Raw genomic sequence first — 24,140 nt, 5'->3', positions numbered from 1 at the left:
AATGTTAAAAAGACTTTTAAAAAATAAAATGTCTTTAATGTGTATAACTTTAATTTTTATATTAATTATCCTAGGAGTTTTTGCTCCTGTTTTTGCTCCAAATGATCCTTATGAAAATAATATTTTAAATAAATTTGCTCCATATTCATGGGAATATCCTTTAGGAACTGATCACTTGGGAAGATGTGTTTTTTCAAGAATGATATATGGAATAAGACCAACTCTTTTCTTATCATTAGTTACAATGGTGGGAACTATTGGATTAGGAACATTGATGGGATTATTATCTGGATATTTCAAAGGAATAATTGATGATGTAATAATGAGAATAGTAGATATGATGCTGTCTTTTCCTAGTCAAATAATGATACTGGCTATAGTTGCTTTATTAGGTGTAGATATTAGAAATGTTATTATAGCTAATGTTTTTATTAAATGGGCTTGGTATGCAAGAATGATTAGAACTAATGTTATAAAATATACAGATAAAAATTTTATTCTTTTTTCAAGATGTATAGATTCAGGAGAAAGATTTATTCTATTTAGACATATGATTCCTTGTATTGCTTCAGAAATGGTAGTATTAGCTACATTAGACATAGGTTGGGCAGTTTTAAATATATCAACTTTATCTTTTTTAGGACTTGGAGTACAAGCACCTATTCCAGAGTGGGGAGCTATGTTAAATGAAGCAAAAAATGTAATGACTACAAATCCAATACAGATGATAGCTCCAGGAGTAGCTGTTGTTATATTAGTAGCAGCTTTTAACTTTTTAGGTGATTGTTTAAGAGATGCTTTTGATCCAAAGGAGGCAGAAATTTAATGAAAAAAACGTTGTTAAAGATAGAAAATATCTCTATATATCTTAAGAAAAAGAATATAAAAAATTATTTAGTTGAAAATATCTCCTTTGAATTAAAAGAGGGGGAGTGTCTTGGAATTTTAGGAGAGAGTGGAAGTGGAAAAAGCTTAACATGTAAATCTATTATGGGATTATTGGATAATAAAACTTTTTTTACAGAAGGAAAAGCTATATATAATGGAGAAAATTTACTTGAATGTAGAGGAGAAGAGTTAAGAAAATTAAGAGGAAAAGAGATCGCTATGATTTTACAAAATCCAATGACATGTTTTGATCCTTTATATACAGTTGGTTATCAAATAGCAGAAACTTTTACAGAACATAGATCTTATTCAGCTGAAGAGATAAAAAAGAAGTCTATTGAAATTTTAGAAAAAATGCAATTGAAAAATCCTGAAGATATTTTATTGAAATTTCCTCATCAGTTAAGTGGGGGAATGTTACAAAGGATAATGATTGGATTAGCTTTAGCAATGAATCCTAAATTTATAATAGCAGATGAACCTACTACAGCTATAGATGCTATTACTCAATATGAAATCATGAAAGAGTTTCAAAAAATAAAAAAAGATGGAAAAGTTGGAATGATATTTATATCTCATGATTTGGGAGTAATTTCAGAGATTTCAGATTATGTTATCGTAATGAATAAAGGGAAAATTATTTCACAAGGCAAAAAAGATGAAGTATTTAAAGAAGCAAAAGATGAATTTACAAAAATGTTAATAGAGAAGAAATTAGTAGTAATGAATAGGTATAAAGAGATTATGAAGGGAGGAAAAAATGCTGTTAGAGGCTAAAAATATAAATGTAAGTTTTAAGAAAGAAAATCAAAAAACAATTTTTGGTAAAGAAAGACAGCAAGTAGTAAAAAATGTTTCTCTTTCATTAAAAAAAGGAGAGTGTCTTGGAATAATTGGAGAAAGTGGAAGTGGTAAATCTACTTTAGGAAAAACTTTAATTGGACTTTTAAAACCAGATAGTGGAAATATCTATTTAGAGGGAATAGATATGTATAATGCTAATAGAGAAAATAGAAAAAAAATTCAACAGATGATAAGTATAGTTTTTCAAGATTATACATCTTCAGCTAATCCTCGTTTTCTTGTAAAAGATATTATAGGAGAGGCTTTAAGAGTATTAGAAAAGAAACTAGGAGAAAAAGTAGATAGAGATAAAAAAACAAAGGAATTATTAGAAGTAGTTGGATTAAATGAAAATTTTATGAATAGATATCCCCATGAATTGAGTGGCGGGCAGTTACAAAGAGTGTGTATAGCTAGAGCTGTAGCAACTAACCCTCAATTTATTCTTTTAGATGAAGCTATTAGTTCATTAGATGCTTCTACTCAAACACAAGTGATGGATCTATTAAAAGATTTACAAAAAAAATATGGACTTTCTTATATTTTTATAACCCATGATCTTCCTTCTGTTACTTATATGTGTGATAGAGTTCTATTTTTTTATGAGGGAAATGTTGTAGAAGAGGTTGAGGATATTTATAAACTTTCTCAAGTAAAAAGTCCTTATGCTAAAAAACTTTTAAATTCTATATTGGAGATAAATGTTGATGAATAATAGTAATATAACACATAAGTTGTTTTTAAGCTTGATGATTCCCTTTATTTTATCTACTATAACACAACCTTTACTTGGAGCAGTAGATATTGCTGTAGTTGGAAAATTAAATAATGTAAATTATATTTCTGGAGTATCTATAGGAACACTTATTTTTAACACTATATATTGGATTTTTGGCTTTTTAAGAGTAAGTACTACAGCTTTTAGTGCTCAATCTAGTCACTATGGTGATAAGAAAAGAGTAAGTGACATATTTTTTAGACCAATAATGATAGCTTTGTTTATAAGTTTAATTATAGTTGTTTTTCAAAATATAATTTTTGAAAGTTCTATGAAATTTATAAAACCAGAATTAGAAATAGAAAAAGCAGCAACAACTTATTTTAAAATTTTGATTTGGGGAGCTCCTTTTGTTTTAATTAACTATGTACTTTTAGGTTGGCTTATGGGATTAGGAAATATAAAAGCTTCTATGACTATGCAGATTTCAGGAAATCTTTTAAATATTATATTGGATATAATTTTTGTAACAGTATTTAATTTTAAAGTTGAAGGAGTAGCTTATGCAACCCTTATTTCACAAATTTTTTCAACTTTTTTAGGAGTATATTTTATCTTTCCATACACTTACCATAAGTATATAGATTTAAAATCAATTATTAATAAAAAAGAGTTAATAGGTATCTTTTGTGTAAATAGGGATTTGATGGTTAGAACTATATGTTTAGTTTCACATAATAATCTTTTTACAATGGCAAGTTCTAATTTAGGTGGAGATATTTTAGCAACTAATGCTATACTTTTTCAAATAATGTCAATTATCTCTTATGCTTTTGATGGAATAGCTAATACAGCTAGTGTATTTGCTGGAAGAGCAAGAGGGCAAAAAGATAATCTGCTTATGAAAAATTGTTGGAAGAAGACTTTTTATTGGGGAGTTATTTTTGTTATTTTAACAACAGTAATTTATTTGATATTTTCAGATAGTATTATTAGAATATTTACTAAACTACCTAATATTATTTTATTGGCAAAAGAGTATTCAAAATGGATATTATTATATCCATCTATAGCATTTTTAGGATTAACTTTTTATGGGGTATTTACTGGTTCGGCTAAAACATTTCCCATTATGACATCTACTGTTATAGCTTTTATACTATTTTTTATATCTTGGAAATACCTAATACCACTATATGAAAATAATGGAGTATGGATTTCTTTACTTGTATTTTATTTTGGAAGAGGAGTGTTTTTAATTTCTCAATTAAAGAAGACATTGAGTTAAGGAGATGAGTATGGATTTTAAATTAGAAAATTTAGTTTGTGAAGCTGGAAAAAAAATATCTGGCTTTTGGAACATTGAAGGATATAGTATTCCAACTACTATAATAAATGGAGAGAAGGAAGGGAAAGTAATAGCAATATCTTCTGGAATACATAATTGCGAATATTTGGGAATACAAAGTGCTATTGAACTTTCACAAGAACTTAAACCAGAAAATACAAGTGGAACAGTTATTATTTTTCATCCTGTTAATTATTCTGGGTTTTTTAAAAAGATTCCAACAGTGATGCCAGAAGATAATAAAAATTTAAATAGAGCATTTCCTGGTGAAAAGACAGGGACAATTTCAGATAAAATTGCTTATCATTTTTCTAAATTTTTATATCCTCAATTAGATTTTTTTATAGATGTACATGGCGGAGATCTTTATGAAAGAGCGACAGCTTTTGTATATTCTCCAGGAATTGGAGATGAAGAGACTATAAGATTTTCTCATGAGGTAGCTCAATATTTAGCAGTTCCATATAGAGTTAGATCTTCAGCTAAAACAGGAGCATATAATTCTGCTGCTATTCAAGGAGTTCCCTCTATGTTAATAGAAAGAGGAGGAAATGGACTTTGGAGTAATGAGGAAGTACAAGATTATAAAAAAGATATTCTTTCTATATTAGGATATTTTAATATTATAGACTATTCAATTAATAAAAATTTACTTCAAAAAGAAATTACTACTGCTAAATATATCTCTTCAGAAATAGATGGATTTTGGTATCCTACTTATAAAGCTGGGGAAAAATTTAAAAAGGGTGAATTATTAGGAGAAATTAGAGATTGTTTTGGAAATATTATAACTTCATATTTTGCTGAATTTGATGGAGTAATATTATATGGAGTTTTTTCTTTAGCAGTAAGAAAAAATGAAGAAATTTTAGCTTATGGAAAAATTTAATTTGCAATTTAATTAATTTTATGATATTATAACTATGTTAGTTAATAAAACCAAATATAAAAGAAAATAAATCAGTATTTTCTTAAAAAATAAAAAACAGTCAAGGCGAATTTTTTTTTTCGCCTTTTTTTATTAAATTTTTTAGGAGGATATTAGAATGAATACAAAGTATATTTTTGTTACTGGAGGAGTTGTATCATCACTTGGAAAAGGAATTACTGCTGCCTCATTAGGAAATTTATTAAAAGCTAGAGGGTATAATGTGACTATACAAAAGTTTGACCCTTATATCAATGTAGACCCAGGAACAATGAATCCATATGAGCATGGAGAGGTATTTGTAACCGATGATGGAGCTGAAACAGACTTAGATTTAGGACATTATGAAAGATTTATTGATGAAAATTTAACTAAATATAACAATATAACTACTGGAAAAATATATCAAACTGTTATAGAAAAAGAGAGAAATGGAGAGTATCTTGGAAAAACTGTACAAGTAGTTCCACATATAACAAATGAGATAAAATCAAAGATAGAGATAGCTGGAAAAGTTAATAACTCTGATATCGTTATAACAGAGATAGGAGGAACAGTAGGAGATATAGAATCTACTCCATTTTTAGAAGCTATTAGACAATTTAAATATGATATAGGTCGTGAAAATGTACTGTACATTCATGTGGCTTTAGTTCCATATTTAAAAGCAGCTGGAGAGCTAAAAACAAAACCAGCTCAACACTCTGTAAAAGAGTTAATGAGTTTAGGAATTCGTCCAGATATATTAGTTTGTAGAACTGAGCATGACTTAAACGAAGGGCTTAGAAAAAAATTAGCTATGTTCTGTGATATAGATTATGATGCCGTGATAGAAGCAAAAGACGCTAGCACTATATATGAAATCCCTCTAATCATGGAAAAAGAAGGACTAGCAGATGTAACTTGTAAAAAATTAGGTATAGAAAATAAAAAAGCTGACTTAGTTCCATGGGAAAAAATAGTATATGATATAAAAAATCCTAAAGCAGAGGTAAAAATAGCTGTGGTAGGAAAATATGTTGAATTAAAAGACGCCTATATCAGTATAAATGAATCTTTAGAACATGCTGCTTACTCTTTAGGATATAAGGCTAGAATAAAATATATACAAGCTGAAAATTTAGATGTAGAGTCTCTAAAAGAGTATCAAGGTATACTAGTTCCTGGTGGATTTGGTAATAGAGGAGTAGAGGGAAAAATAGCAGCTATAAAATATGCTAGAGAGAATAAAATCCCTTTCTTAGGAATATGTTTGGGTATGCAATTAGCAGTTGTAGAATTTGCTAGAAATGTTTTAGGTTACACTGATGCTAACTCAAGTGAATTAGATGAAAATACTACTCATCCTGTTATTCATATAATGGAAGATCAAAAATATATTGAAAAGATGGGAGGAACTATGAGATTAGGAGCTTATCCATGTATTTTAGGAGATGGAACTTTAGCAAAAGAGTTATATGAATCTAAAGAGATAAGTGAAAGACATAGACATAGATATGAGTATAATAACATATATAGAGAAGAATTAGAAAAAGCAGGTTTAAAAGTTTCTGGGACATCTTCTGATAATACTCTTGTTGAAATAGTAGAGTTACCAAAAGATATACATCCATTCTATATAGCTGGGCAATTCCATCCAGAATTTAAGACAAGACCAAATAGACCTCACCCATTATTTAAAGGATTTATAGAAGCAAGTACAAAATAGAATTGAGAGGGAACTCCCCTCTCATATTTTTTGACAAAATATTATAAATGTGCTATCATAAAAAAGAATAAAGCTGAAAGACAGTTCATTTGTACCATCCTGTCTATAAACAAAACTAGGGCTCTTTTTTTATTGTAATTTTTTGAATTAAAGAAAAGTTTGCTTATTTAGTTTCTTTGTTGATAGGAGGATAAAAGTAGACTTTTCTTTTTTTATTCTCAAAATTATTTTAAGGAGGCAAATAATGTATACATTAATTAGTGAAGCAAGTTTTGATAGTGCTCATTTTTTATCTGGATACAATGGAAAATGTAAAAATATCCATGGACATCGTTGGACAATAAAGATGGAGATATGTGGAGAAAAATTAGAAAATGAAGGACATTTAAGAGGAATGCTTTTAGATTTTGGAGATATAAAATCTATGTTAAAAGAGTTAGCTGATTATTTTGATCACTCTTTGATTATAGAAAAAGACAGTATGAGAAATGCTACATTAAATTATTTGAAAGAAGATGGTTTTAGAATTATTGAAATAGATTTTAGACCAACAGCTGAAAATTTTTCTAAATATATTTTTGATTACTTTAAAGAAAGAAAAATTCCTGTAAAAAAAGTAATAGTATATGAAACTCCAAATAACTGTGCAACATATAGTGAGGGGATAAAATAATGGCAAATTTTAAAGTTGTAGAGATGTTTGAAAGTATAAATGGAGAGGGAAGAAAAGCTGGACAACTAGCTATTTTTATAAGATTGCAAAAATGTAATCTAAATTGTAGTTACTGTGATACAAAGTGGGCTAATGGAGATGATGCCCCTTATACTTTAATGAATGAGAAAGAGATATATAATAGAATATTGGAAAGTGGAATAAAAAATATAACTCTTACTGGAGGAGAACCACTTTTGCATAAAGATGTGGAGATACTACTAGAGAAAATAGGAAATAACCTAAACTTAAGCTTAGAGATAGAAACAAATGGAAGCATAGAGTTAGAAAGATTTTCTAAGTTGAAAAATCCACCATCATTTACTATGGACTATAAATTACCAAGTAGCAAAATGGAAAGCAAGATGTGTTTAGATAATTTTAAATATTTAACAGCAAAAGACACAGTAAAATTTGTAGTAGGGACTATTGAAGATTTAAAAAAAGCCAAAGAGATAATTGAAAGATACTCTTTAATAGGAAAATGTGCTGTATATTTTAGTCCAGTTTTTAATTCCATTGACCCAGTTGAAATAGTGGAATTTATGAAAGAAAAGAGATTAAATGGAGTAAATCTACAATTGCAAATTCATAAGTTTATATGGGACCCAGAAAGTAAAGGTGTATAATGATAGATAAAGAAGCAATAGAAAAACATATTAGGGGAATACTCATAGCTTTGGGAGATAATCCAGATAGAGAGGGACTTATAGAAACACCTAAAAGAGTAGCTAATATGTATGAAGAGATTTTCCAAGGTATGAATTATACCAATGATGAAATAGTTGAGATGTATAATAAAAGTTTTGAAGTTTTAAATAATTTAGAAAGTAATGATATGGTTATAGTTAAAGATATTGAAATTTTTAGCTGTTGTGAACATCACTTAGCTCTTATGTATGATATGAGTGTAACAGTAGCATATATTCCTAAAGATAAAGTTATTGGACTTAGTAAAATTGCTAGAATTTGTGATATGATAGGAAAAAGGTTACAACTTCAAGAGAGAATAGGAAGAGATATAGCTTATATAGTTAGTAAAATCATTAACTCAGAAGATATTGCTGTTCTTATTAAAGGAAAACATAGTTGTATGACAGCTAGAGGAATAAATAAAACAAATAGTTTTACTGAGACTTCAATTTTTATGGGAGAGTTCAAAGAAAACTATGTATTACAAAATAGATTATTCAACAGGTTATAGAGGAGAAAAGAGATGAGAGTTTTAGTATTATTAAGTGGTGGAGTAGATAGCTCAACTTGTTTGGCTATGGCTGTAGATAGGTATGGAAAAGATAATGTTGTAGCTTTGTCTGCATCTTATGGACAAAAACATACTAAGGAATTAGAGTCTGCTAGGAAAATAGCTGATTATTATCAAGTGGAATTAATAGAGATAAATTTAGGGAAGATTTTTTCATTTAGTAATTGTTCTCTCCTTTCTCATTCAGATAAAGAGATACCACAAGGTAGTTATGATGAACAATTAAAAAATATTGATGGAGAGAAACTTTCTACCTATGTACCATTTAGAAATGGATTATTTTTGTCTACAGCAGCAAGTATAGCACTTTCTAAAAATTGTCAAGTAATATATTATGGAGCTCATAGTGATGACTCAGTTGGAGATGCTTATCCAGATTGTAGTCCAGAGTTTAATGAAGCTATGAATAGAGCTATATATTTAGGAAGTGGAAAAGAATTAAAAATAGAAGCTCCCTTTGTAAATATGCATAAAAGCGATATTGTAAAAAAGGGACTAGAATTAAATCTGCCATATGAATTAACTTGGAGTTGTTATGAAGGAGGAGAATATCCTTGTGGTAAATGTGGAACTTGCATTGACAGAGAAAAGGCTTTTGAGATTAATAATTCAATTGATCCACTAGTAAAATTAAGAAAAGGAGATAAATAGATGAGAGATTTAAAAGATTTAACACTACTAGGAAATCAAGGAGTAAAATATCCAGATAATTATGCCCCAGAGATTTTAGAAACTTTTGATAATAAACATCCTGAAAATGATTACTTTGTAAAATTTAATTGCCCAGAATTTACAAGTTTATGTCCTATCACAGGGCAACCAGACTTTGCTAATATTATAATATCTTATGTACCAAATATAAAAATGGTAGAGAGTAAATCTTTAAAGTTATATCTTTTTAGTTTTCGTAATCATGGAAATTTCCATGAGGACTGTGTAAATATTATTATGAAAGATTTAATAAAATTAATGGATCCTAAATATATAGAAGTATGGGGAAAATTTACTCCAAGAGGAGGAATCTCAATAGATCCTTATTGTAATTATGGGAAAAAAGGAAGTAAATGGGAAGAGATAGCTTTAAATAGATTAGCTAATCATGATATGTATCCTGAAAAAGTGGATAATAGATAATATTCTAAAGAGAAAGTTAAATATATCACTTGATAAAAAGTAGCTATAAATACTACAATTTCATTATAATATTTTAATATAGAAGAAGTAATAGTATGAAAAACTTTTTAAAAAGTGTATGTTTTACTTATTTTTTAGTAAATTCTTTAATTTTAGCTCAAGATATTGATGTAAATGCTATAAGAGCTGTTGATGGGAGAGCTAAAACAATAATGGAATATTTGCATGATGATACTCGATTAGTACCTACAAAAGTTTTTGACAATGTATATTGCATAGGAAGTGTCAGTGTTATTGCTTGGGCAATTACAACTTCAGATGGAATAATTCTTATAGATTCAATTAAAAGAGCTTATTCTCTATATCTTACAGAAAAAGCCAAAGCTACTATTCCTAAAATAAAAAAGTATGAAGATGAATTTTTAAAGTCATTAACTTTAGAAATAGAATTAGAAAAATCAAAAATAGTGGATGAAATTTTAAAAAAAATCTGTAAAAATATTTCTAAATAATAATATAAAATAATTGCTAAGTCAGTAAATTAATTTAAGAAAACTCAAGAAGCTATTAGTTGCTCTTGAGTTTTTTAGTTTAAATTATTTTATTTAGAATATATCTTTTTTGAAGACCTGTATTAAGAATTAAAGTATTTTCTTTAATAGTATAACTAGCTTTTAATGAAATTCCTTTTTCACACTTTAAAGAATAATATTTTATCTCTTTCTTATTTATCTCTCTCTCCTCATCATAAGTCATATCAGCATCGAAATTCTTTTCTGGAACTCCTAAAAAATTTCTTAATTGGATAATTCCATCTGGATAAGTTTCTAAATTTAAAAATTCATCTATAAATTCTCTTCCAATTTGTTCAAAATTTTCATCTTCTATATAGATATAAGCATCTGTTCTTTTAGTATATGGTACAATCATTTTATTGATAAACCCTAGAGTTATATGAGCATCAGCTCCAATTAGTTTTAAAAGTTTTATAATTTTATCATCAGAAGCTCCACCTAAGGTTGTCAAAATAATCTCTGGGATAATAAATTTTATCTTATGATAATTTTCTAAAATGATATCTTTAGTTTTTTCATTTACGATTAAAATACCAGTTTTATTTTGAAAATATATCCAAGGAGAGCTTTCGTTGTATAAATCTAATTTATAATTAAAAACTTGAGAATTTTCTGATAAAAATTTATTTATATTTTTGGGTTTGCTATGTTCATAAAGAGTAATAAATTTGAAATAATCAAATTTCTCTAGATTTTTTGGAGTAATAACTCCCCTTACCAGTAAATCATTAGCTATATACTCCTTTTTAGAAATAAGTATAACATTTTTCATGTATTTATCTTTAGAAAAATTGAAAAAATATTTTTTTGTATTTTTTAAAAGAAATTTGTTCTTATCCATATTGGAATCAAAATAAAGTAAGATTAAATATTCAACATCAGTATTGATAAGTACATCTTCTATTTTTTCATTAAAATTTTCAAATGTTAAAAGAGTTATTTTTTGATTTTTTTTTTCAGACATTTTTTCCCTCTGCGATAATAAATTACTACTATAACATTTTAACATTTTTTTTCATAAAATAAAACTTTAAATTTGAGTAAAGTGCTAATTTATTTTTATAATATAGTTTTTAAAACTTTTATAAGTTTAGGAATATCTAATGGTTTAGATATATGATCATTCATTCCAGCTTCTTTAGCTAAAGCTATATCATCAGAAAAACTATTTGCTGTCATTGCTGATATATGAACTTTACACGCATCTTTTCTATCTAGGTTTCTAATTTTTTTTGTGGATTCATAACCATTCATAATTGGCATTTGTATATCCATTAAAATTAAATCAAACTCATTTGTTTTAGAGTTTTTAAATATTTCAAAAGCCAATTCCCCATTCTCTGCTGTTACTAAATCTGCTTTAGTAATAGAAAGCAAATCACAGATTATTTCTCTGTTAATTTCGTTATCTTCAACAATAAGAATTTTTTTCCCTTTTAAATTTAATTTATCTAAAGTCAAAGCTTCCTGTATTTTCGAAGTTTGATTAAAGGTCTCTTTTTTTATTACCTCTAATTCAAGTGTAAGTAAAAAAGTAGTTCCTTTTTTTAGTTCGCTTTCTATATGAATTTTCCCATTTAAAAGAGATACAAGATTACGAACAATTGACATTCCTAATCCAGATCCTGAAATATCTCTAGTTTCCTCGTTTATCTCTCTACTAAAAGGTTCATATATTCTATCTAAGAACTCTTTACTCATCCCTATTCCATTATCTTTTATAATAAACTGGTAAACCCTTCTATTTTCTTTTTCAAACTGATCCTCTATTATTTTAATTTCTATTTTCCCATTATAAGAAGTATATTTAATTGCATTAGAAATTAAATTAGTCAAGACTCTTTGCAAAATAATAATATCAGTTCGTATATATTTTTCTCTGATATCTTCAATATCTAAAATCAAGGTTTGTTTTTTTTCAAGGATATTTTCTTGATAAATATCAATTAAATTTTCTATAAAATGATCCAATCTAAAGACTTCTTCCTTTACTTCATATTTATTTATTTCAATTTTAGTCATATCTAAAACTTGATTTATAATATTTAATAAAACTTCTCCCGCTGTATGTATTTTCTCTAGACAGAGCTCTACCTTTTTTATATCATTTAAATTTGAAAGAGCCATTCTTGTCATTCCAATTATAGCATTCATAGGAGTTCTGATGTCATGTGATAATCTTGAAAGGAAACTACTTTTTGCATTGTTAGCTTGATTAGCTGAAATATAGGCTTCTTTTAGCACTCTCTTGTCTTTTTCTTCCATTCTTTTTCTTGAAGTAATATCTTTGAAGGTCATAATTAAAAAGTCTCCATCGAAAAAACTTTTCTGTTGAGAAATAGTATATTCATACCAAATATAAGAGTTAAATTTATCAAGTCTTTTTAATTCACCACTATATCTCTTATTTGAACTAAAAATATTTAATAAATTTTCTAATTTAAAAACTTTATCAAAATCTACATTTTCTTTTTTACTGAAAAAATTAGAAAATTTTTCTAAAAAAATATCATATTCTAAACTTTTACCTGTCAAATTTCCATCTAAAAATGGCTTTAATATAAAAAGTTCTCTTCGAATTAAATCAACTTTATAAATTCCATCATAAAGGGTTCCTATAATATTTAAAATATCTACATTAGTTCGATGAAATCTCTCCTTTTCTTTTTGAGCTAGATAGAACTCAGTGATATCTTGATGATAACCTACAAGCCTTATACCTTCTGTAAAAGTGATATCTATAGTACCATTGCATCTAATAAAACATTTTCCAGTGATTGGATTGTTCCAAAAATATTCTATTTCTAGGTTACCATCCCTTTTTACTGTATCAATAGCATTATTTAAAATTTCTAAAGATTCTTCAGGTATATTTTTATACCAAATTTCAAAAAGACTTTCTGGTGAAATTTCTTCTGGTGCTTGTAGAAGTCTTAGCATAGTCTTATTAGCATACATTTTAGGCTTTTTGTTTTCAACGAATTCCATCTCCCAAATACCAATATTTATTCCATTTAAAATTTTATACATGATTTTATCATCAATCATTTCTTAACAACTCTCCTTTTTTAATTTTAAAGAAACAATTAAGAATAGATTTATAATTTTTTCAAAAAATAGGGAAACCCTAACCTGGGTAAGTTAGGGTCATATGGGTTTTGTTCACGTTTGTGAACCATGGGTATTAGAAACAAACTGTCATTGTTCTACTCTTTTATACTATCATACTATTATAAAAATGTCAATGAAATATTTTAAATTTTGATAATTTTATATCCTGAATATGTGTATTCTTTAATCATTATTAATAATTATCTTAAATATCTTTTTGCTTTAATTCTTTATTATAGAAAAAATTAGCAATAAACATAGCAGATATACCACCTACAAATTTACTAATAATTACAGGAAAAACTAAATTTTTATCTACTCCTGCAGTAAAACCTAAATGACTACCTAATATAAAAGCACCACTTACAGAAAAAGAGATATTTAAAAGTTTACCTTTTTCATCCATATCTTTTAAAATATTAAACATTGGAATATTATGAGCTAAGCAAGCAATAAGACCAAGAACGGATTTTTCGTTTATTTTAAATATTTTTCCAAATTTAGTTAAAGGTTTAGTAAATGCTGAAGTAATAAAATGTAACATTGGGAATGCACCTGTAAGTGTAATGGCTATATTTCCTATTATATTTATGCCTTGAGATATGGGTAACATTCCTTTTACAATAATTATTCCAGTTAAAGCTTCTATTATTTGCAGAACTAATCCAAGTGTAGTTAGTATGAACATGAATTTTTCAAATATAAGAAAAAATTTAGCTACTAATTTAGGGAAATTTAAAAGGAGATAACACATAAAAGAGCTAAAAAGTATAATAGGAATCAAGTTAAAAATGAGCAATTTAATAGAAAAACCAGCAATTAGACCACCTGTAAAACATCCTAGTGGAATAGTTAAAATTCCTGCTAAAATGCCTTTAGAAAGATATTTTTCATCTTCTTTTCTAACTATTCCTAAAGCTATAGGAATAGAAAATGAAAGAGTGGTACCTAGCGTAGCACTTAGAAATAAACCAGCAAACATAGCAGTTTCATGTGTAAGAGCTAACTCTTGTGAAAGTATATATCCTCCCATATCATTAGCTAAAATTGCTCCAGCAAATGTAGCAGGATCAACTTTTATTAATTTGTAAAGCGGTGAAATAATTGGTTTTAAAAATGATGATATCACAGGAGAAAATGAGATAATTCCCAGCATTGCCAATGCTAATGTTCCCATTGTCATCATTCCTTCTTCGAATTTTTTACCATACCCAAATTTATTATTAAAGATCCTATCTATTGCTCCAACTAACATAAAAAATACCATAGTATAGATAATAAAAGTATTTATATTCAAAAATTTGTCCTCCATAAAAATATTTCTATTTATTATATAATATTTTATAAAAAAATGCTATAATCAAATTAATGGGAAATATGAAATAGAGTGGGGGAATTAAAAATGAAGAAATCTATTTTATTTTTTTATATATTAATTGTAAAAACCAGTTATTCTAATTTTATAGAAGTATTTTCTTTGGAGGGGAATAGTTCTAATTTTAAAAAAAATTTTGAATCAAAAGTAGATAAAAAAATAGAAACTGAAATTCAAAGAAAAGAAAATATTTCTGAAGCTACTCAAATAAAAGATGATGAGCAGATAAAAAATATTATAGAAAAAAATAAAATTACTCTCATAACTGAAGAGAAAATTCAAGAGATAATAGAATTTGCTAAGAACTCCCCTCTTCCAGAAAATAGTGTAGAAAATAAGAAAGAGTTTATACCAGTATATAAGTTTGATACAACTCAGTCAGATTTTTTTATAGATATACAAAAAGCTTTGGACAAATATGATTTTTCAGATAAAAGCGAAGAAATTTATGGAGGACAGATTACCTCTAAAGAATTAACTTCGGATAAAATTATAAATAATTTAGAGTTTGGAATAGGAGTTGCTTATAAAAATCATGAATATTATGATTCTAAATATGAAAATAAAAATTTGGACATTTGGACTCATACCCCTATTTATGCTACTGGAAAATATAAAATGTCCGATAATTCAATAAATACAAAATATTTAAAAATAAATCTAGGTTACGCTATAGGAACATTTAACGATGAAGAATATATAGATAAAAAAAAACAAAGTGGAATTTATTATGGAATTGGAGCTGGAATAGAATATAAAATTCTTTCTTTTGATTTGATCTATCAAGTCAATAAAAATGCTTATAAAAAAAATAATTCTATGCAAAATGACTCTCGAATTACTTTTTCAATAGATTATAAGTTTGATTCCTAAGAATATTCTCTCAAACTATAGCTAAATCTACTTATAAAATTTTAAAGAACATTACTAAAAAATTATATGGAGATTGTCTAAATATTTTTGGGAAAAAATTGGAGGGTGATTATGACAACTAGAAGATTGACTACTAGAGAATTACAAAAAATTTTTTTTTTGTAAAAATGGATATTTAGGAGAAAGTATTTCTATTCGTTCTAACCATCAAGTATATCTCATCTTTCTTATTCAATTAAATACTGGATTAAGAATAGGTGATGTATTAAGTTTAAAAAGAAAAAACTTTGATGGAAATTATCTTAAAATAATAGAGCAGAAAACTGGAAAGCTCCAAAATAGAAAAATTAATAAAGAAATATTGGAGAAAATTGAAAGTTACTGTACTTTTAATAAGATTGGACAGAATGATCAAATCTTTTCTATAAAAGTCCGATGGGTACAAAAATATTTACAAAAAATTACTGGAATAATTGGGATAAATATGATTTCAACACATAGCTTTAGGAAAACATATGCACATCTTCAATATATTAATAGTAATCATAATATAGAGCTAGTTAGACGATTACTTAACCATTCGTCTATTTCTATTACACAGAGATATTTAGGTATAACAGATAACGAAGTAGATGAAGCTTCAAAAAAATTTAAGATTATTTTTTAAAATCTCTTTACAAATTCTCATTTAGATAGTATATATAATAGTAAGAAAAAGCTAGAAAATAAGGGAGGGATGTATTATGACTAAAAAAGAATTTGTAGAATTGTATGCTGAAAAAGGAAAAGTATCCAAAAAAGAAGCTGAGAGAAACATCAACCTTTTTTTAGAAACTGTAGAAGAGTCTTTAGTAAAAGGTGAAGAAGTATCTTTCGTGGGTTGGGGAAAATGGGAAGTAGTTGAAAGAGCTGGAAGAGATGTAAGAAACCCTCAAACACAGGAACTAATGAGAATAGAACCAAAAAAAGCTATTAAATTCAAAACTGGAAAACTTTTAGCTGAAAAAGTAAAATAAATTGTAAAAAACCTGTGATTCACAGGTTTTTTTCTTTAGTATTTCTTTTTTTTATGCTATAATCATAGTTAATAAATCAAAATTAAAAATATTACTTGAATAATTTATAGAGGTGAAGATTTGAGATTAAGTTTCAATAATATTATTATTTCTCTTGGAAAAGACCAAGATAATGAAATAATAAAAGAGATGGAAAAAAGAGGAATAAAAAAAAATAACATAAAAAGCATAATATGGAATAAAAGATCTATTGATAGTAGAAAGAAATTTGATATTAAACTAATATATAATTTAGAAGTAGAATTAAAAAAAAGAATTGATATTACATCTTTAAAAAATGTTTCTTTGATAAAAGATGTAGAAAAAATCGCAAGAAAACCGATATTTTCTATTAATAAGGAGGTTGCTATAATAGGTTCTGGTCCAGCTGGACTCTTTGCTGCTCTTAGACTTGCAGAATATGGTTTTATTCCTATCATATTTGAAAGAGGAGAAGAAATAGATAAAAGAGATATTACAACTGAAAATTTTATAAGAAATTCTCTTCTTAATCCAAACTCCAATATACAATTTGGAGAAGGAGGAGCTGGAACTTACTCAGATGGAAAATTAAATACTAGAATAAAAAGTGAATATATGGATAAAGTATTTGAAACATTAGTAGAGTGCGGGGCTCCATCAAATATATTGTGGGATTATAAACCACATGTTGGGACTGATATTTTAAAAATAGTTGTTAAAAATTTAAGAGAGAAAATTAAATTACTTGGAGGAAAATTTTTTTTCAATCATAAATTAGAAAATATTCATATAAAAAATGGGAAAATATTCGGAATTACTATAACTAATTTAACTGGGACAACTGAATTTCATAATTTTAATTCTGTGATCCTTGCCATTGGACACTCAGCAAGAGATACATATAAAATGTTACATAAAAATGGTGTAGAAATGGAAAGTAAAGCATTTGCCATTGGAACTAGAATAGAGCATTTTAGATGTGATATAGATAGAATGCAATATGGCAAATTTGCAGATAATGAATTATTAGGCTCAGCTACTTATAATGTAACTTACAATAATAGGGCCGAAGAAAGAGGAGTTTTTTCTTTTTGTATGTGCCCTGGTGGTATTATAGTAAATGCTTCTTCTGAATTAAATACTTCTCTTGTAAATGGTATGAGTTATTCACAAAGAAATGGAAAATTTTCAAATTCTGCTATTGTAGTGGGAATAAAAGAAAATGATTTTGGTGATCATTTATTTTCTGGAATGGAATTTCAAGAAAAATTAGAAAGAAAAACTTATGAATTAGTAGAAGGATATGGTGCTTTATATCAAGGAGTATTAGATTTTATGAAAGATAAGAAAACTACTCATGAAATAGAAAGTAGTTATGAAATGAAGAAAACTTCATATAATTTAAATAATTTTTTTCCAGAAATAGTAGTAAATAATATGAAATCTGCTTTTGAATATTGGAGTAAAAATCCCATATTTATTTCTAAGAATGTAAATCTCATAGCACCAGAAACAAGAACTTCTGCCCCTGTGAGAATTATAAGAGATATAAATGGAATGTCTGTAAATGTACAAGGATTATATCCAATAGGTGAGGGAGCTGGATATGCTGGTGGAATTATAAGTGCTGCAGTTGACGGTGTAAAAATAGTAGATTTAGCTTTTACAAAAATAAACTAAAATATAGATGGAGGGACTTACATGAAAAATTTTAATTACAATGTTTCTACTAGAATTCTTTTTGGAAGAGGAAAGATAAATGAAATAGGAAAAGAAGTAAAAAAATATGGAGATAAAGTCTTAATTGTATACGGAAAAGGTAGCGTTAAAAGAAATGGACTTTTTGATGTAATAATAAATAATTTAAGGGAGTATGGAATTTATGTATATGAGTTGGATAATATAGATCCTAATCCTAGAATTGATTCTGTGTATAAAGGAGCTGAAATATGTAGAAAAGAAGGAGTAAAACTTATATTAGCTGTAGGAGGTGGAAGTGTAATAGATTGTTCTAAGGCTATTGCTGCTCAGGCTAATTATTGTGGAGATATATGGCAAGACCTTTATGTAGAACAAAAATTACAAGACTTAAAATCTGTTTTACCTGTGGCTTCAGTTCTTACTTTAGCTGCTACTGGAAGTGAAATGAATGGAAATAGTGTAATTTCTAATATGCATACTAATCAAAAATTAGCAATAGGACATGATTTATTAAGACCTGTTTTTTCTATATTAGATCCTGAATATACTTTTACTGTAAATCAGTACCATACTGCTGCTGGTATAGTAGATATTTTAAGTCATTTATTTGAGCAATATTTTACTCCAGACCATGATGGATATTTACAAAATCGTATGATGGAAGCTATGATGAAGACAGTTATTGAGTATGGTCCTATAGCTTATCAGGAACTTAATAATTATGAAGCTAGAGCTAACCTCATGTGGACAAGTTCCCTTGCTTTAAATGGAATGGTAACATATGGAAAAGTTTCTACTGATTGGGCTACTCATGGAATGGAACATGAATTAAGTGCTTTTTATGATATTACCCATGGAGTTGGTTTAGGAATTCTTACACCATATTGGATGAAATATGTTTTATCAAAAGATACAGTACATAGATTTGTGGAGTATGCTAGAAATGTATGGAATTTAAGTGGAAATGATGAAATAGAGCTAGCTAATTTAGCTATTGAAAAGACAAGAGAATTCTTCACTTCAATAGGTATTCCAAGTACTCTAGAAGAAGTTGGAATAGATGGAAGTAAATTAGAAGAAATGGCAGAGCAAGCTACAATGTTTGGAGCTCTTGGTTGTATGAAAAAATTATATAAAGAAGATGTACTTGCTATTTATAAAATGGCTTTATAGAATAAAAATATTATTAAAAAAGGAGTTAATGAGATGAATTTTAATAATTATTATAATAGAGAGATAATTAATATGAATACGGAAGTAACTAATGCATTTGTAAGAAAAGTGATGTCTTACATGATAAGTGGTCTTATTCTTACAACTCTAGTTCCTCTATATCTATTTTTCTTTAATTATGAGCTAGTAATTACTTTAACTAGATATTTTCAAATAATAGCTATTGCTGAAGTTGCTCTAGTTCTTTTCTTAAGTTTTAGAATAAATAAAATATCACCTGTCACTGCAAAACTAGTATTTTTCTTATACTCACTGATGAATGGAATACTTTTTTCTAGTTTAGCTTTTATATTTCATCCTATGTCGATACTTTATACATTAGGGATTACAGTAATAATGTTTATAGTAATTGGAGTATATGGATATACTACAAAAGAGGATTTAACAAAATATAGTAAATTTTTTATGACTGGATTAATCACAATTATTTTAATTTCTCTCATTAATATATTTCTGAAAGCTCCTATGCTTTATTGGGTTGGAACTATACTTGGAGTTGTTATTTTTTCTGGACTTATAGCTTTTGATCTCAATAGAATAAAGTATATTGCTTATAATATAGCCGATAATGATAAAGAAATGATTGAAAAAATGGGAATAATAGGAGCTTTAAATTTATATCTAGATTTTATCAATCTATTTCTTTATCTATTAAGAATCTTTGGGAAAAAAAGAAATTAAGAAGTTAGGAGTAATTTATGAAAAAATATTTAGGAATGATCTTTCTTTTATCATCTTCTCTTCTCATTGCACAAGAAAATTTTAATAATCTGGGGGAAATACACAGTAAAATTTTAGGAAATAGAGGAAAAGAACAATTTAGAGAAAGTATAATATTTAAAAAAATTAATAGAAATGGCTATAGTAATAGTAACCAATATCTTGAATATATTGCTGAAAAAAAGAGTAGCTATGATAATAGTTCATCAAAATATGATGTGAAAACAAAAGGATTTTTGATGGGAACTAATAGTAATATTCTTTCTACTCCTAATACCTATATTGGAGTAAGTCTTGGTTATTTAAAGTCTAACCTTTCCTATAATTATGAAGATGCTAAAGTGAGAACTTATGGTATAGACTACTACTTTGGAAAAAATATAGATAATTGGTTAATATTTGGAAAAGCTGGTTATGCTGAGAATAAAAATGTCTATAAAAATTATAGATATCGTACTAAAGATTATTCTTTAGGAATAGAAACTGGGTATACATACTCTTTAAGCAGAAAAACTATATTTTATCCTTATATTTCTTTAGATTGGAATCAATATACCACAAAGGCACATAATAATATAAAAGATAATGATGATAGAATTGGAAGTGGAGCTTTAGGACTAACTTATGTCAAAGAATTTAAAGAAAAATTTTTATTTACTCTTTCTGGAGAATGGGACTATGATTTTTCTAATAGAAAAAGTATTAGGCTTAATAATAATAGAAAAATAAAAGAACTAGAGGTAGGAAGAGATACTGGAGTATTTAATGTAAAGCTTGGATATTATGTATACCCAGATCTTTTATTAAGTTTAGGTTATAATAGTTTTTGGAATAAAGAATATTACTATGATATGCTTACTTTAACTTTAACTCATAATTTTTAACTTGACAAAAGAATATCTCACTGTTATAATGAGATACAACCCTTGGGAAGCTGCCTATATGGACTAGGTGGCTTTTCTTTTTTTATACTAAATGGAGGTAAATATTATGACATTATTTGAAAAATTTAAAGATAAAACTCTTTTTGTAACTGTTCAAAATGGGACTTTATTTCCAACTTATAAAGGAATTATTCTTTCTCAAATTGGTAATTTTATTGAATTTGAAACTGAAAATAATACTATTTGGTTAAATTGTAACTTTATTATTAAATTTATAGAAATAGAATAAGAAAATAAAAAGTTATAATTTTTTTAAGGAGAATTATTTAATGGAAAATAAAAAAATAAATAAATTTATTGGGGCACATGTAACAACTACAGGTGGAGTATTTAATGCACCAATCAATGCTAATAAAATAGGTGCAAAAGCTTTTGCACTGTTTACAAAAAATCAAAGAAGATGGGAAGCAAAACCATTAACAGATGAAGATATAATGGAGTTTAAAAACAATCTTCAAAAATATGGTTACTCTCCAGATTATATATTACCTCATGATAGTTATCTTATCAATCTAGGTGCTGAAGATATGGAGAAAAGAGAAAAATCTCTAAATGCTTTTATAGATGAGATAAAAAGATGTGAACAACTTGGCCTTAAGTATCTTAATATGCATCCAGGTAGTCATCTCAATGAGATAAGTGAAGAAAAATGTATAGAAAATATAGCGAACTCTATAAATAAAGCTTTAGCTGCTACAAAAAATGTAATGGTAGTATTAGAAAATACAGCTGGTCAAGGTTCTAATATAGGATATGACTTTGCTCATATAGGAAAAATTATAGAAAATATAGAAGATAAGACTAGAATAGGAGTTTGCCTAGATACTTGTCATACTTTAGCTGCTGGATATGAACTAAAAGATGAATTTGGATATAATAAAACAATGAAAGAATTTGAAAAATATATTGGTTTTAAATATCTAAAAGGAATACATTTAAATGATGCTAAATTTAACACTGGAAGCAAAAAAGATAGGCATGATAGTATAGGAAAAGGAGTTTTAGGAGAGGAATTCTTTATTAGATTTATGAACGATAGTAGGTTTGATAATATGCCAATTATTCTAGAAACTATTGACGATAGTATCTGGAAAGAGGAAATAGAATATCTGTATAGCTTAATAAAATAAAAATATAGAAAAAGGAGTATATTATGAATTTTTTATCAAGAAGAAGTATCAGAAAGTATCAGAATAGAGAAATTGAAAAAGAAATTATTGAAGAACTGATGAAAACTGCGGTTGTATCACCAAGTGGTAGAAATGGAAGACCTTACGAATTTATTGTTATTACGGATAAAGAAAAAATAAAAAAGTTAGCTTACTCTAAAGAAAATGGGGCTCAATTTGCTGAAAATGCTCCTCTTATGATATTGACAATATGGCATGAACATCCAACAGGAGAAGATGATGCTTGTATTGCTAGTACAATTATTCAATTAAAAGCTCATGAGTTAGGGCTTGGATCATGTTGGATACAAACTAAAGGAAGATTTGATGCTAATGGGAAATCTTGTCATGATAATATTAAAAAGATTTTAAATATACCTGATGATATATATATTAGTAATCTTATAGCATTAGGTTATCCAGCAGAAGAAAAGCCAGCTTATACAGAGAAAGATATGAATATGAATAAAGTACATTATAATAAATGGTAATAAAATGTGATATTAATCAAAAAAAATATAAAAAATATTGACATACAGATTTTTTTTTGTTATACTTCAATAAATGAAAAAGATGAGGAGGTGAATATGATGATTAAATTTTTAAAAAGGACAAGTTATACAAGGGTAAATAAATTGAATAATTTTGTCGTGACTGATTTAATCATCATATAGCCTATTTATATATTATAATAATTAGATTTTGTCAATGACTGTTTTAGTTATTGACTTTTTTATTTAACAAAAAGCTCTATGGGATAAATCCATAGAGTTTTTTTATATATAAAACAGGAGGAAAAGTATAAAATGATAAAAGTAGGAATAATAGGGGTAACAGGATATGCAGGACAACAATTACTAGCTCTTTTAATAAGACATAAAGAAGTAAAAATAGAATTCATATCTTCAAATTCTTACCATGAAAAAAATGTTTCTGAGGTATATTGTAATTATAAAAAATATTTTGATAAAAAAATGATATCACAGAAAGAGGCAGAAAAATCCTTAAAGGAGATAGATGTTTTATTTATAGCTTTACCACATGGTCTATCTGAAAATATAACAAAATTAGCTCTAGAAAATGAAGTGAAAGTTATAGATTTAGGGGCTGATTTTAGATTGGACTCTTCAGCTGAATATGAGAAATGGTATGGAGTTAAACACCTATATCCTAAAATAAATCAAGAAGCTATATATGGCTTACCTGAACTCAATAGTGAAAAAATTAAAATTAGTAGACTAATAGCATCTCCAGGTTGTTATCCAACATCTATAATTTTAGCCTTAGCTCCTTTACTTAGCAGACAACTTGTCATTGAAAACAGTATAATAATAGATTCTAAATCTGGAGTTTCAGGTGCTGGAAGAAGCTTAAAAATAGAATCGTTATTTGCAGAAGTAAATGAGAATTTTAAAGCTTACAGCTTATTTAAGCATAGACATACACCTGAAATTGAGCAAGAATTAGGAAAAATAGCTAAAAATGATGTAAGTATTCTCTTTACTCCTCATCTCATTCCTATAAATAGAGGGATTCTTTCAACAATATATATAGATTTAAAGCAAAAACTAAGTGAAGAAGAAATTTATAGTATATATAACGAGTTTTATAAAGATGCTTATTTTATAAGAATTAATAATACTCTTCCAGAGATAAAAAATGTAAAAAATACTAATATCTGTGAAATTGGAATAAGGGTAGATATTGAAAGAAAAAAAGTAATCATAGTGTCAGTCATAGATAATTTGATTAAAGGTGCTGGTGGACAAGCAATACAATCAATGAATATAATGTTTGGTCTAGATGAAAAAGAAGGACTTGAATATTTATCTATGTATTTATAAGGAGATGAAATAGAA

The 24,140-nt window shown here is 27.0% G+C and carries 26 protein-coding genes; 23 read left to right on the top strand and 3 right to left on the bottom strand.

The window, feature by feature from the left end; genetic code table 11:
* Window position 1 precedes the first annotated feature (1 nt).
* The 12 genes from opp1C (at window position 2) to DYA59_RS09505 (ending at window position 10,055) form a co-directional block, all read left to right on the top strand.
* On the top strand, window positions 2-826 hold the full coding sequence (gene opp1C, locus DYA59_RS04160; RefSeq protein ID WP_115269677.1) for a nickel/cobalt ABC transporter permease: 825 nt from the start codon (window positions 2-4) through the stop codon (window positions 824-826).
* Window positions 826-1,665 (top strand): ABC transporter ATP-binding protein, encoded by an 840-nt coding sequence (locus tag DYA59_RS04155; RefSeq protein WP_115269675.1) that lies wholly within the window; start codon window positions 826-828, stop codon window positions 1,663-1,665. The genes opp1C and DYA59_RS04155 overlap by 1 nt, the downstream gene beginning before the upstream one ends.
* Window positions 1,649-2,446, top strand: coding sequence for an ABC transporter ATP-binding protein (locus DYA59_RS04150; RefSeq protein WP_005885476.1), 798 nt, complete (start codon window positions 1,649-1,651; stop codon window positions 2,444-2,446). Before DYA59_RS04155 ends, DYA59_RS04150 begins: the two co-directional genes overlap by 17 nt.
* Window positions 2,439-3,737 (top strand): MATE family efflux transporter, encoded by a 1,299-nt coding sequence (locus DYA59_RS04145; protein WP_115269673.1) that lies wholly within the window; start codon window positions 2,439-2,441, stop codon window positions 3,735-3,737. The genes DYA59_RS04150 and DYA59_RS04145 overlap by 8 nt, the downstream gene beginning before the upstream one ends.
* A 10-nt stretch (window positions 3,738-3,747) precedes the next feature.
* Window positions 3,748-4,686: a M14 family metallopeptidase gene (locus DYA59_RS04140; RefSeq protein WP_115269671.1), complete on the top strand. Its 939-nt coding sequence runs from the start codon at window positions 3,748-3,750 to the stop codon at window positions 4,684-4,686.
* A 157-nt stretch (window positions 4,687-4,843) separates the two neighbouring features.
* Window positions 4,844-6,433 carry a CTP synthase gene (locus tag DYA59_RS04135; RefSeq protein WP_115269669.1) on the top strand — a complete coding sequence of 530 codons (1,590 nt, stop codon included), beginning with the start codon at window positions 4,844-4,846 and terminating at the stop codon, window positions 6,431-6,433.
* A gap of 244 nt (window positions 6,434-6,677) precedes the next feature.
* Window positions 6,678-7,106 (top strand): 6-carboxytetrahydropterin synthase QueD, encoded by a 429-nt coding sequence (gene queD, locus DYA59_RS04130; RefSeq protein ID WP_115269667.1) that lies wholly within the window; start codon window positions 6,678-6,680, stop codon window positions 7,104-7,106.
* Entirely contained in the window at window positions 7,106-7,774 is a 669-nt protein-coding gene (gene queE, locus DYA59_RS04125; RefSeq protein ID WP_115269665.1) for a putative 7-carboxy-7-deazaguanine synthase QueE, read from the top strand. Before queD ends, queE begins: the two co-directional genes overlap by 1 nt.
* Window positions 7,774-8,349 (top strand): GTP cyclohydrolase I FolE, encoded by a 576-nt coding sequence (folE, locus tag DYA59_RS04120; protein WP_115269663.1) that lies wholly within the window; start codon window positions 7,774-7,776, stop codon window positions 8,347-8,349. The genes queE and folE overlap by 1 nt, the downstream gene beginning before the upstream one ends.
* Before the next feature lie 12 nt (window positions 8,350-8,361).
* The gene (gene queC, locus DYA59_RS04115) at window positions 8,362-9,060 is read left to right on the top strand and encodes a 7-cyano-7-deazaguanine synthase QueC (RefSeq protein WP_115269661.1); all 699 of its coding nucleotides are present in this window, start codon (window positions 8,362-8,364) and stop codon (window positions 9,058-9,060) included.
* The gene (gene queF, locus DYA59_RS04110; RefSeq protein ID WP_115269659.1) at window positions 9,061-9,543 is read left to right on the top strand and encodes a preQ(1) synthase; all 483 of its coding nucleotides are present in this window, start codon (window positions 9,061-9,063) and stop codon (window positions 9,541-9,543) included. It begins immediately after the preceding gene.
* A 95-nt stretch (window positions 9,544-9,638) separates the two neighbouring features.
* Window positions 9,639-10,055: a hypothetical protein gene (locus DYA59_RS09505; protein WP_218564212.1), complete on the top strand. Its 417-nt coding sequence runs from the start codon at window positions 9,639-9,641 to the stop codon at window positions 10,053-10,055.
* A 79-nt stretch (window positions 10,056-10,134) separates the two neighbouring features.
* On the opposite strand, the gene DYA59_RS04100 is transcribed toward DYA59_RS09505, so the two are convergent.
* The 3 genes from DYA59_RS04100 to eutH all read right to left on the bottom strand — a co-directional run bounded on the left by DYA59_RS04100 (window position 10,135) and on the right by eutH (window position 14,526).
* The gene (locus DYA59_RS04100) at window positions 10,135-11,082 is read right to left on the bottom strand and encodes a hypothetical protein (RefSeq protein ID WP_115269657.1); all 948 of its coding nucleotides are present in this window, start codon (window positions 11,080-11,082) and stop codon (window positions 10,135-10,137) included.
* 95 nt (window positions 11,083-11,177) lie between these two features.
* Window positions 11,178-13,166: a PAS domain-containing hybrid sensor histidine kinase/response regulator gene (locus DYA59_RS04095; RefSeq protein ID WP_115269655.1), complete on the bottom strand. Its 1,989-nt coding sequence runs from the start codon at window positions 13,164-13,166 to the stop codon at window positions 11,178-11,180.
* A gap of 268 nt (window positions 13,167-13,434) precedes the next feature.
* A complete protein-coding gene (gene eutH, locus DYA59_RS04090) occupies window positions 13,435-14,526 on the bottom strand; it encodes an ethanolamine utilization protein EutH (RefSeq protein WP_115269653.1) in 1,092 nt (363 codons plus the stop codon).
* A 105-nt stretch (window positions 14,527-14,631) separates the two neighbouring features.
* Between eutH and DYA59_RS04085 the strand changes: the two genes are divergently transcribed.
* The 11 genes from DYA59_RS04085 to argC all read left to right on the top strand — a co-directional run bounded on the left by DYA59_RS04085 (window position 14,632) and on the right by argC (window position 24,125).
* Entirely contained in the window at window positions 14,632-15,477 is an 846-nt protein-coding gene (locus DYA59_RS04085; RefSeq protein ID WP_115269651.1) for a hypothetical protein, read from the top strand.
* A gap of 187 nt (window positions 15,478-15,664) precedes the next feature.
* Window positions 15,665-16,144 (top strand): tyrosine-type recombinase/integrase, encoded by a 480-nt coding sequence (locus DYA59_RS04080; protein ID WP_342767466.1) that lies wholly within the window; start codon window positions 15,665-15,667, stop codon window positions 16,142-16,144.
* A 76-nt stretch (window positions 16,145-16,220) separates the two neighbouring features.
* Window positions 16,221-16,493 (top strand): HU family DNA-binding protein, encoded by a 273-nt coding sequence (locus DYA59_RS04075; protein ID WP_115269649.1) that lies wholly within the window; start codon window positions 16,221-16,223, stop codon window positions 16,491-16,493.
* A 120-nt stretch (window positions 16,494-16,613) separates the two neighbouring features.
* Window positions 16,614-18,194 (top strand): NAD(P)/FAD-dependent oxidoreductase, encoded by a 1,581-nt coding sequence (locus tag DYA59_RS04070; protein ID WP_115269647.1) that lies wholly within the window; start codon window positions 16,614-16,616, stop codon window positions 18,192-18,194.
* Between the two features lie 21 nt (window positions 18,195-18,215).
* The gene (locus tag DYA59_RS04065) at window positions 18,216-19,388 is read left to right on the top strand and encodes an iron-containing alcohol dehydrogenase (protein WP_115269645.1); all 1,173 of its coding nucleotides are present in this window, start codon (window positions 18,216-18,218) and stop codon (window positions 19,386-19,388) included.
* Between the two features lie 33 nt (window positions 19,389-19,421).
* Entirely contained in the window at window positions 19,422-20,129 is a 708-nt protein-coding gene (locus DYA59_RS04060) for a Bax inhibitor-1/YccA family protein (protein ID WP_115269643.1), read from the top strand.
* 17 nt (window positions 20,130-20,146) lie between these two features.
* Window positions 20,147-21,052, top strand: coding sequence for an autotransporter outer membrane beta-barrel domain-containing protein (locus tag DYA59_RS04055; protein WP_115269641.1), 906 nt, complete (start codon window positions 20,147-20,149; stop codon window positions 21,050-21,052).
* A gap of 106 nt (window positions 21,053-21,158) precedes the next feature.
* Window positions 21,159-21,341 (top strand): hypothetical protein, encoded by a 183-nt coding sequence (locus DYA59_RS04050; protein WP_115269639.1) that lies wholly within the window; start codon window positions 21,159-21,161, stop codon window positions 21,339-21,341.
* A 40-nt stretch (window positions 21,342-21,381) separates the two neighbouring features.
* Entirely contained in the window at window positions 21,382-22,242 is an 861-nt protein-coding gene (gene nfo / locus DYA59_RS04045; RefSeq protein ID WP_115269637.1) for a deoxyribonuclease IV, read from the top strand.
* A gap of 23 nt (window positions 22,243-22,265) precedes the next feature.
* Window positions 22,266-22,772: a nitroreductase family protein gene (locus DYA59_RS04040; protein WP_115269635.1), complete on the top strand. Its 507-nt coding sequence runs from the start codon at window positions 22,266-22,268 to the stop codon at window positions 22,770-22,772.
* Between the two features lie 315 nt (window positions 22,773-23,087).
* A complete protein-coding gene (argC, locus tag DYA59_RS04035) occupies window positions 23,088-24,125 on the top strand; it encodes an N-acetyl-gamma-glutamyl-phosphate reductase (protein ID WP_115269633.1) in 1,038 nt (345 codons plus the stop codon).
* Window positions 24,126-24,140 lie beyond the last annotated feature (15 nt).

Origin of the sequence: Fusobacterium necrogenes, assembly GCF_900450765.1 — a bacterium.
In the GTDB taxonomy this organism is placed as follows: Bacteria; Fusobacteriota; Fusobacteriia; order Fusobacteriales; family Fusobacteriaceae; genus Fusobacterium_A; species Fusobacterium_A necrogenes.
The sequence above is the reverse complement of the archived record's forward strand: the minus strand, read 5'-3'. Positions and strand labels throughout refer to the sequence as shown.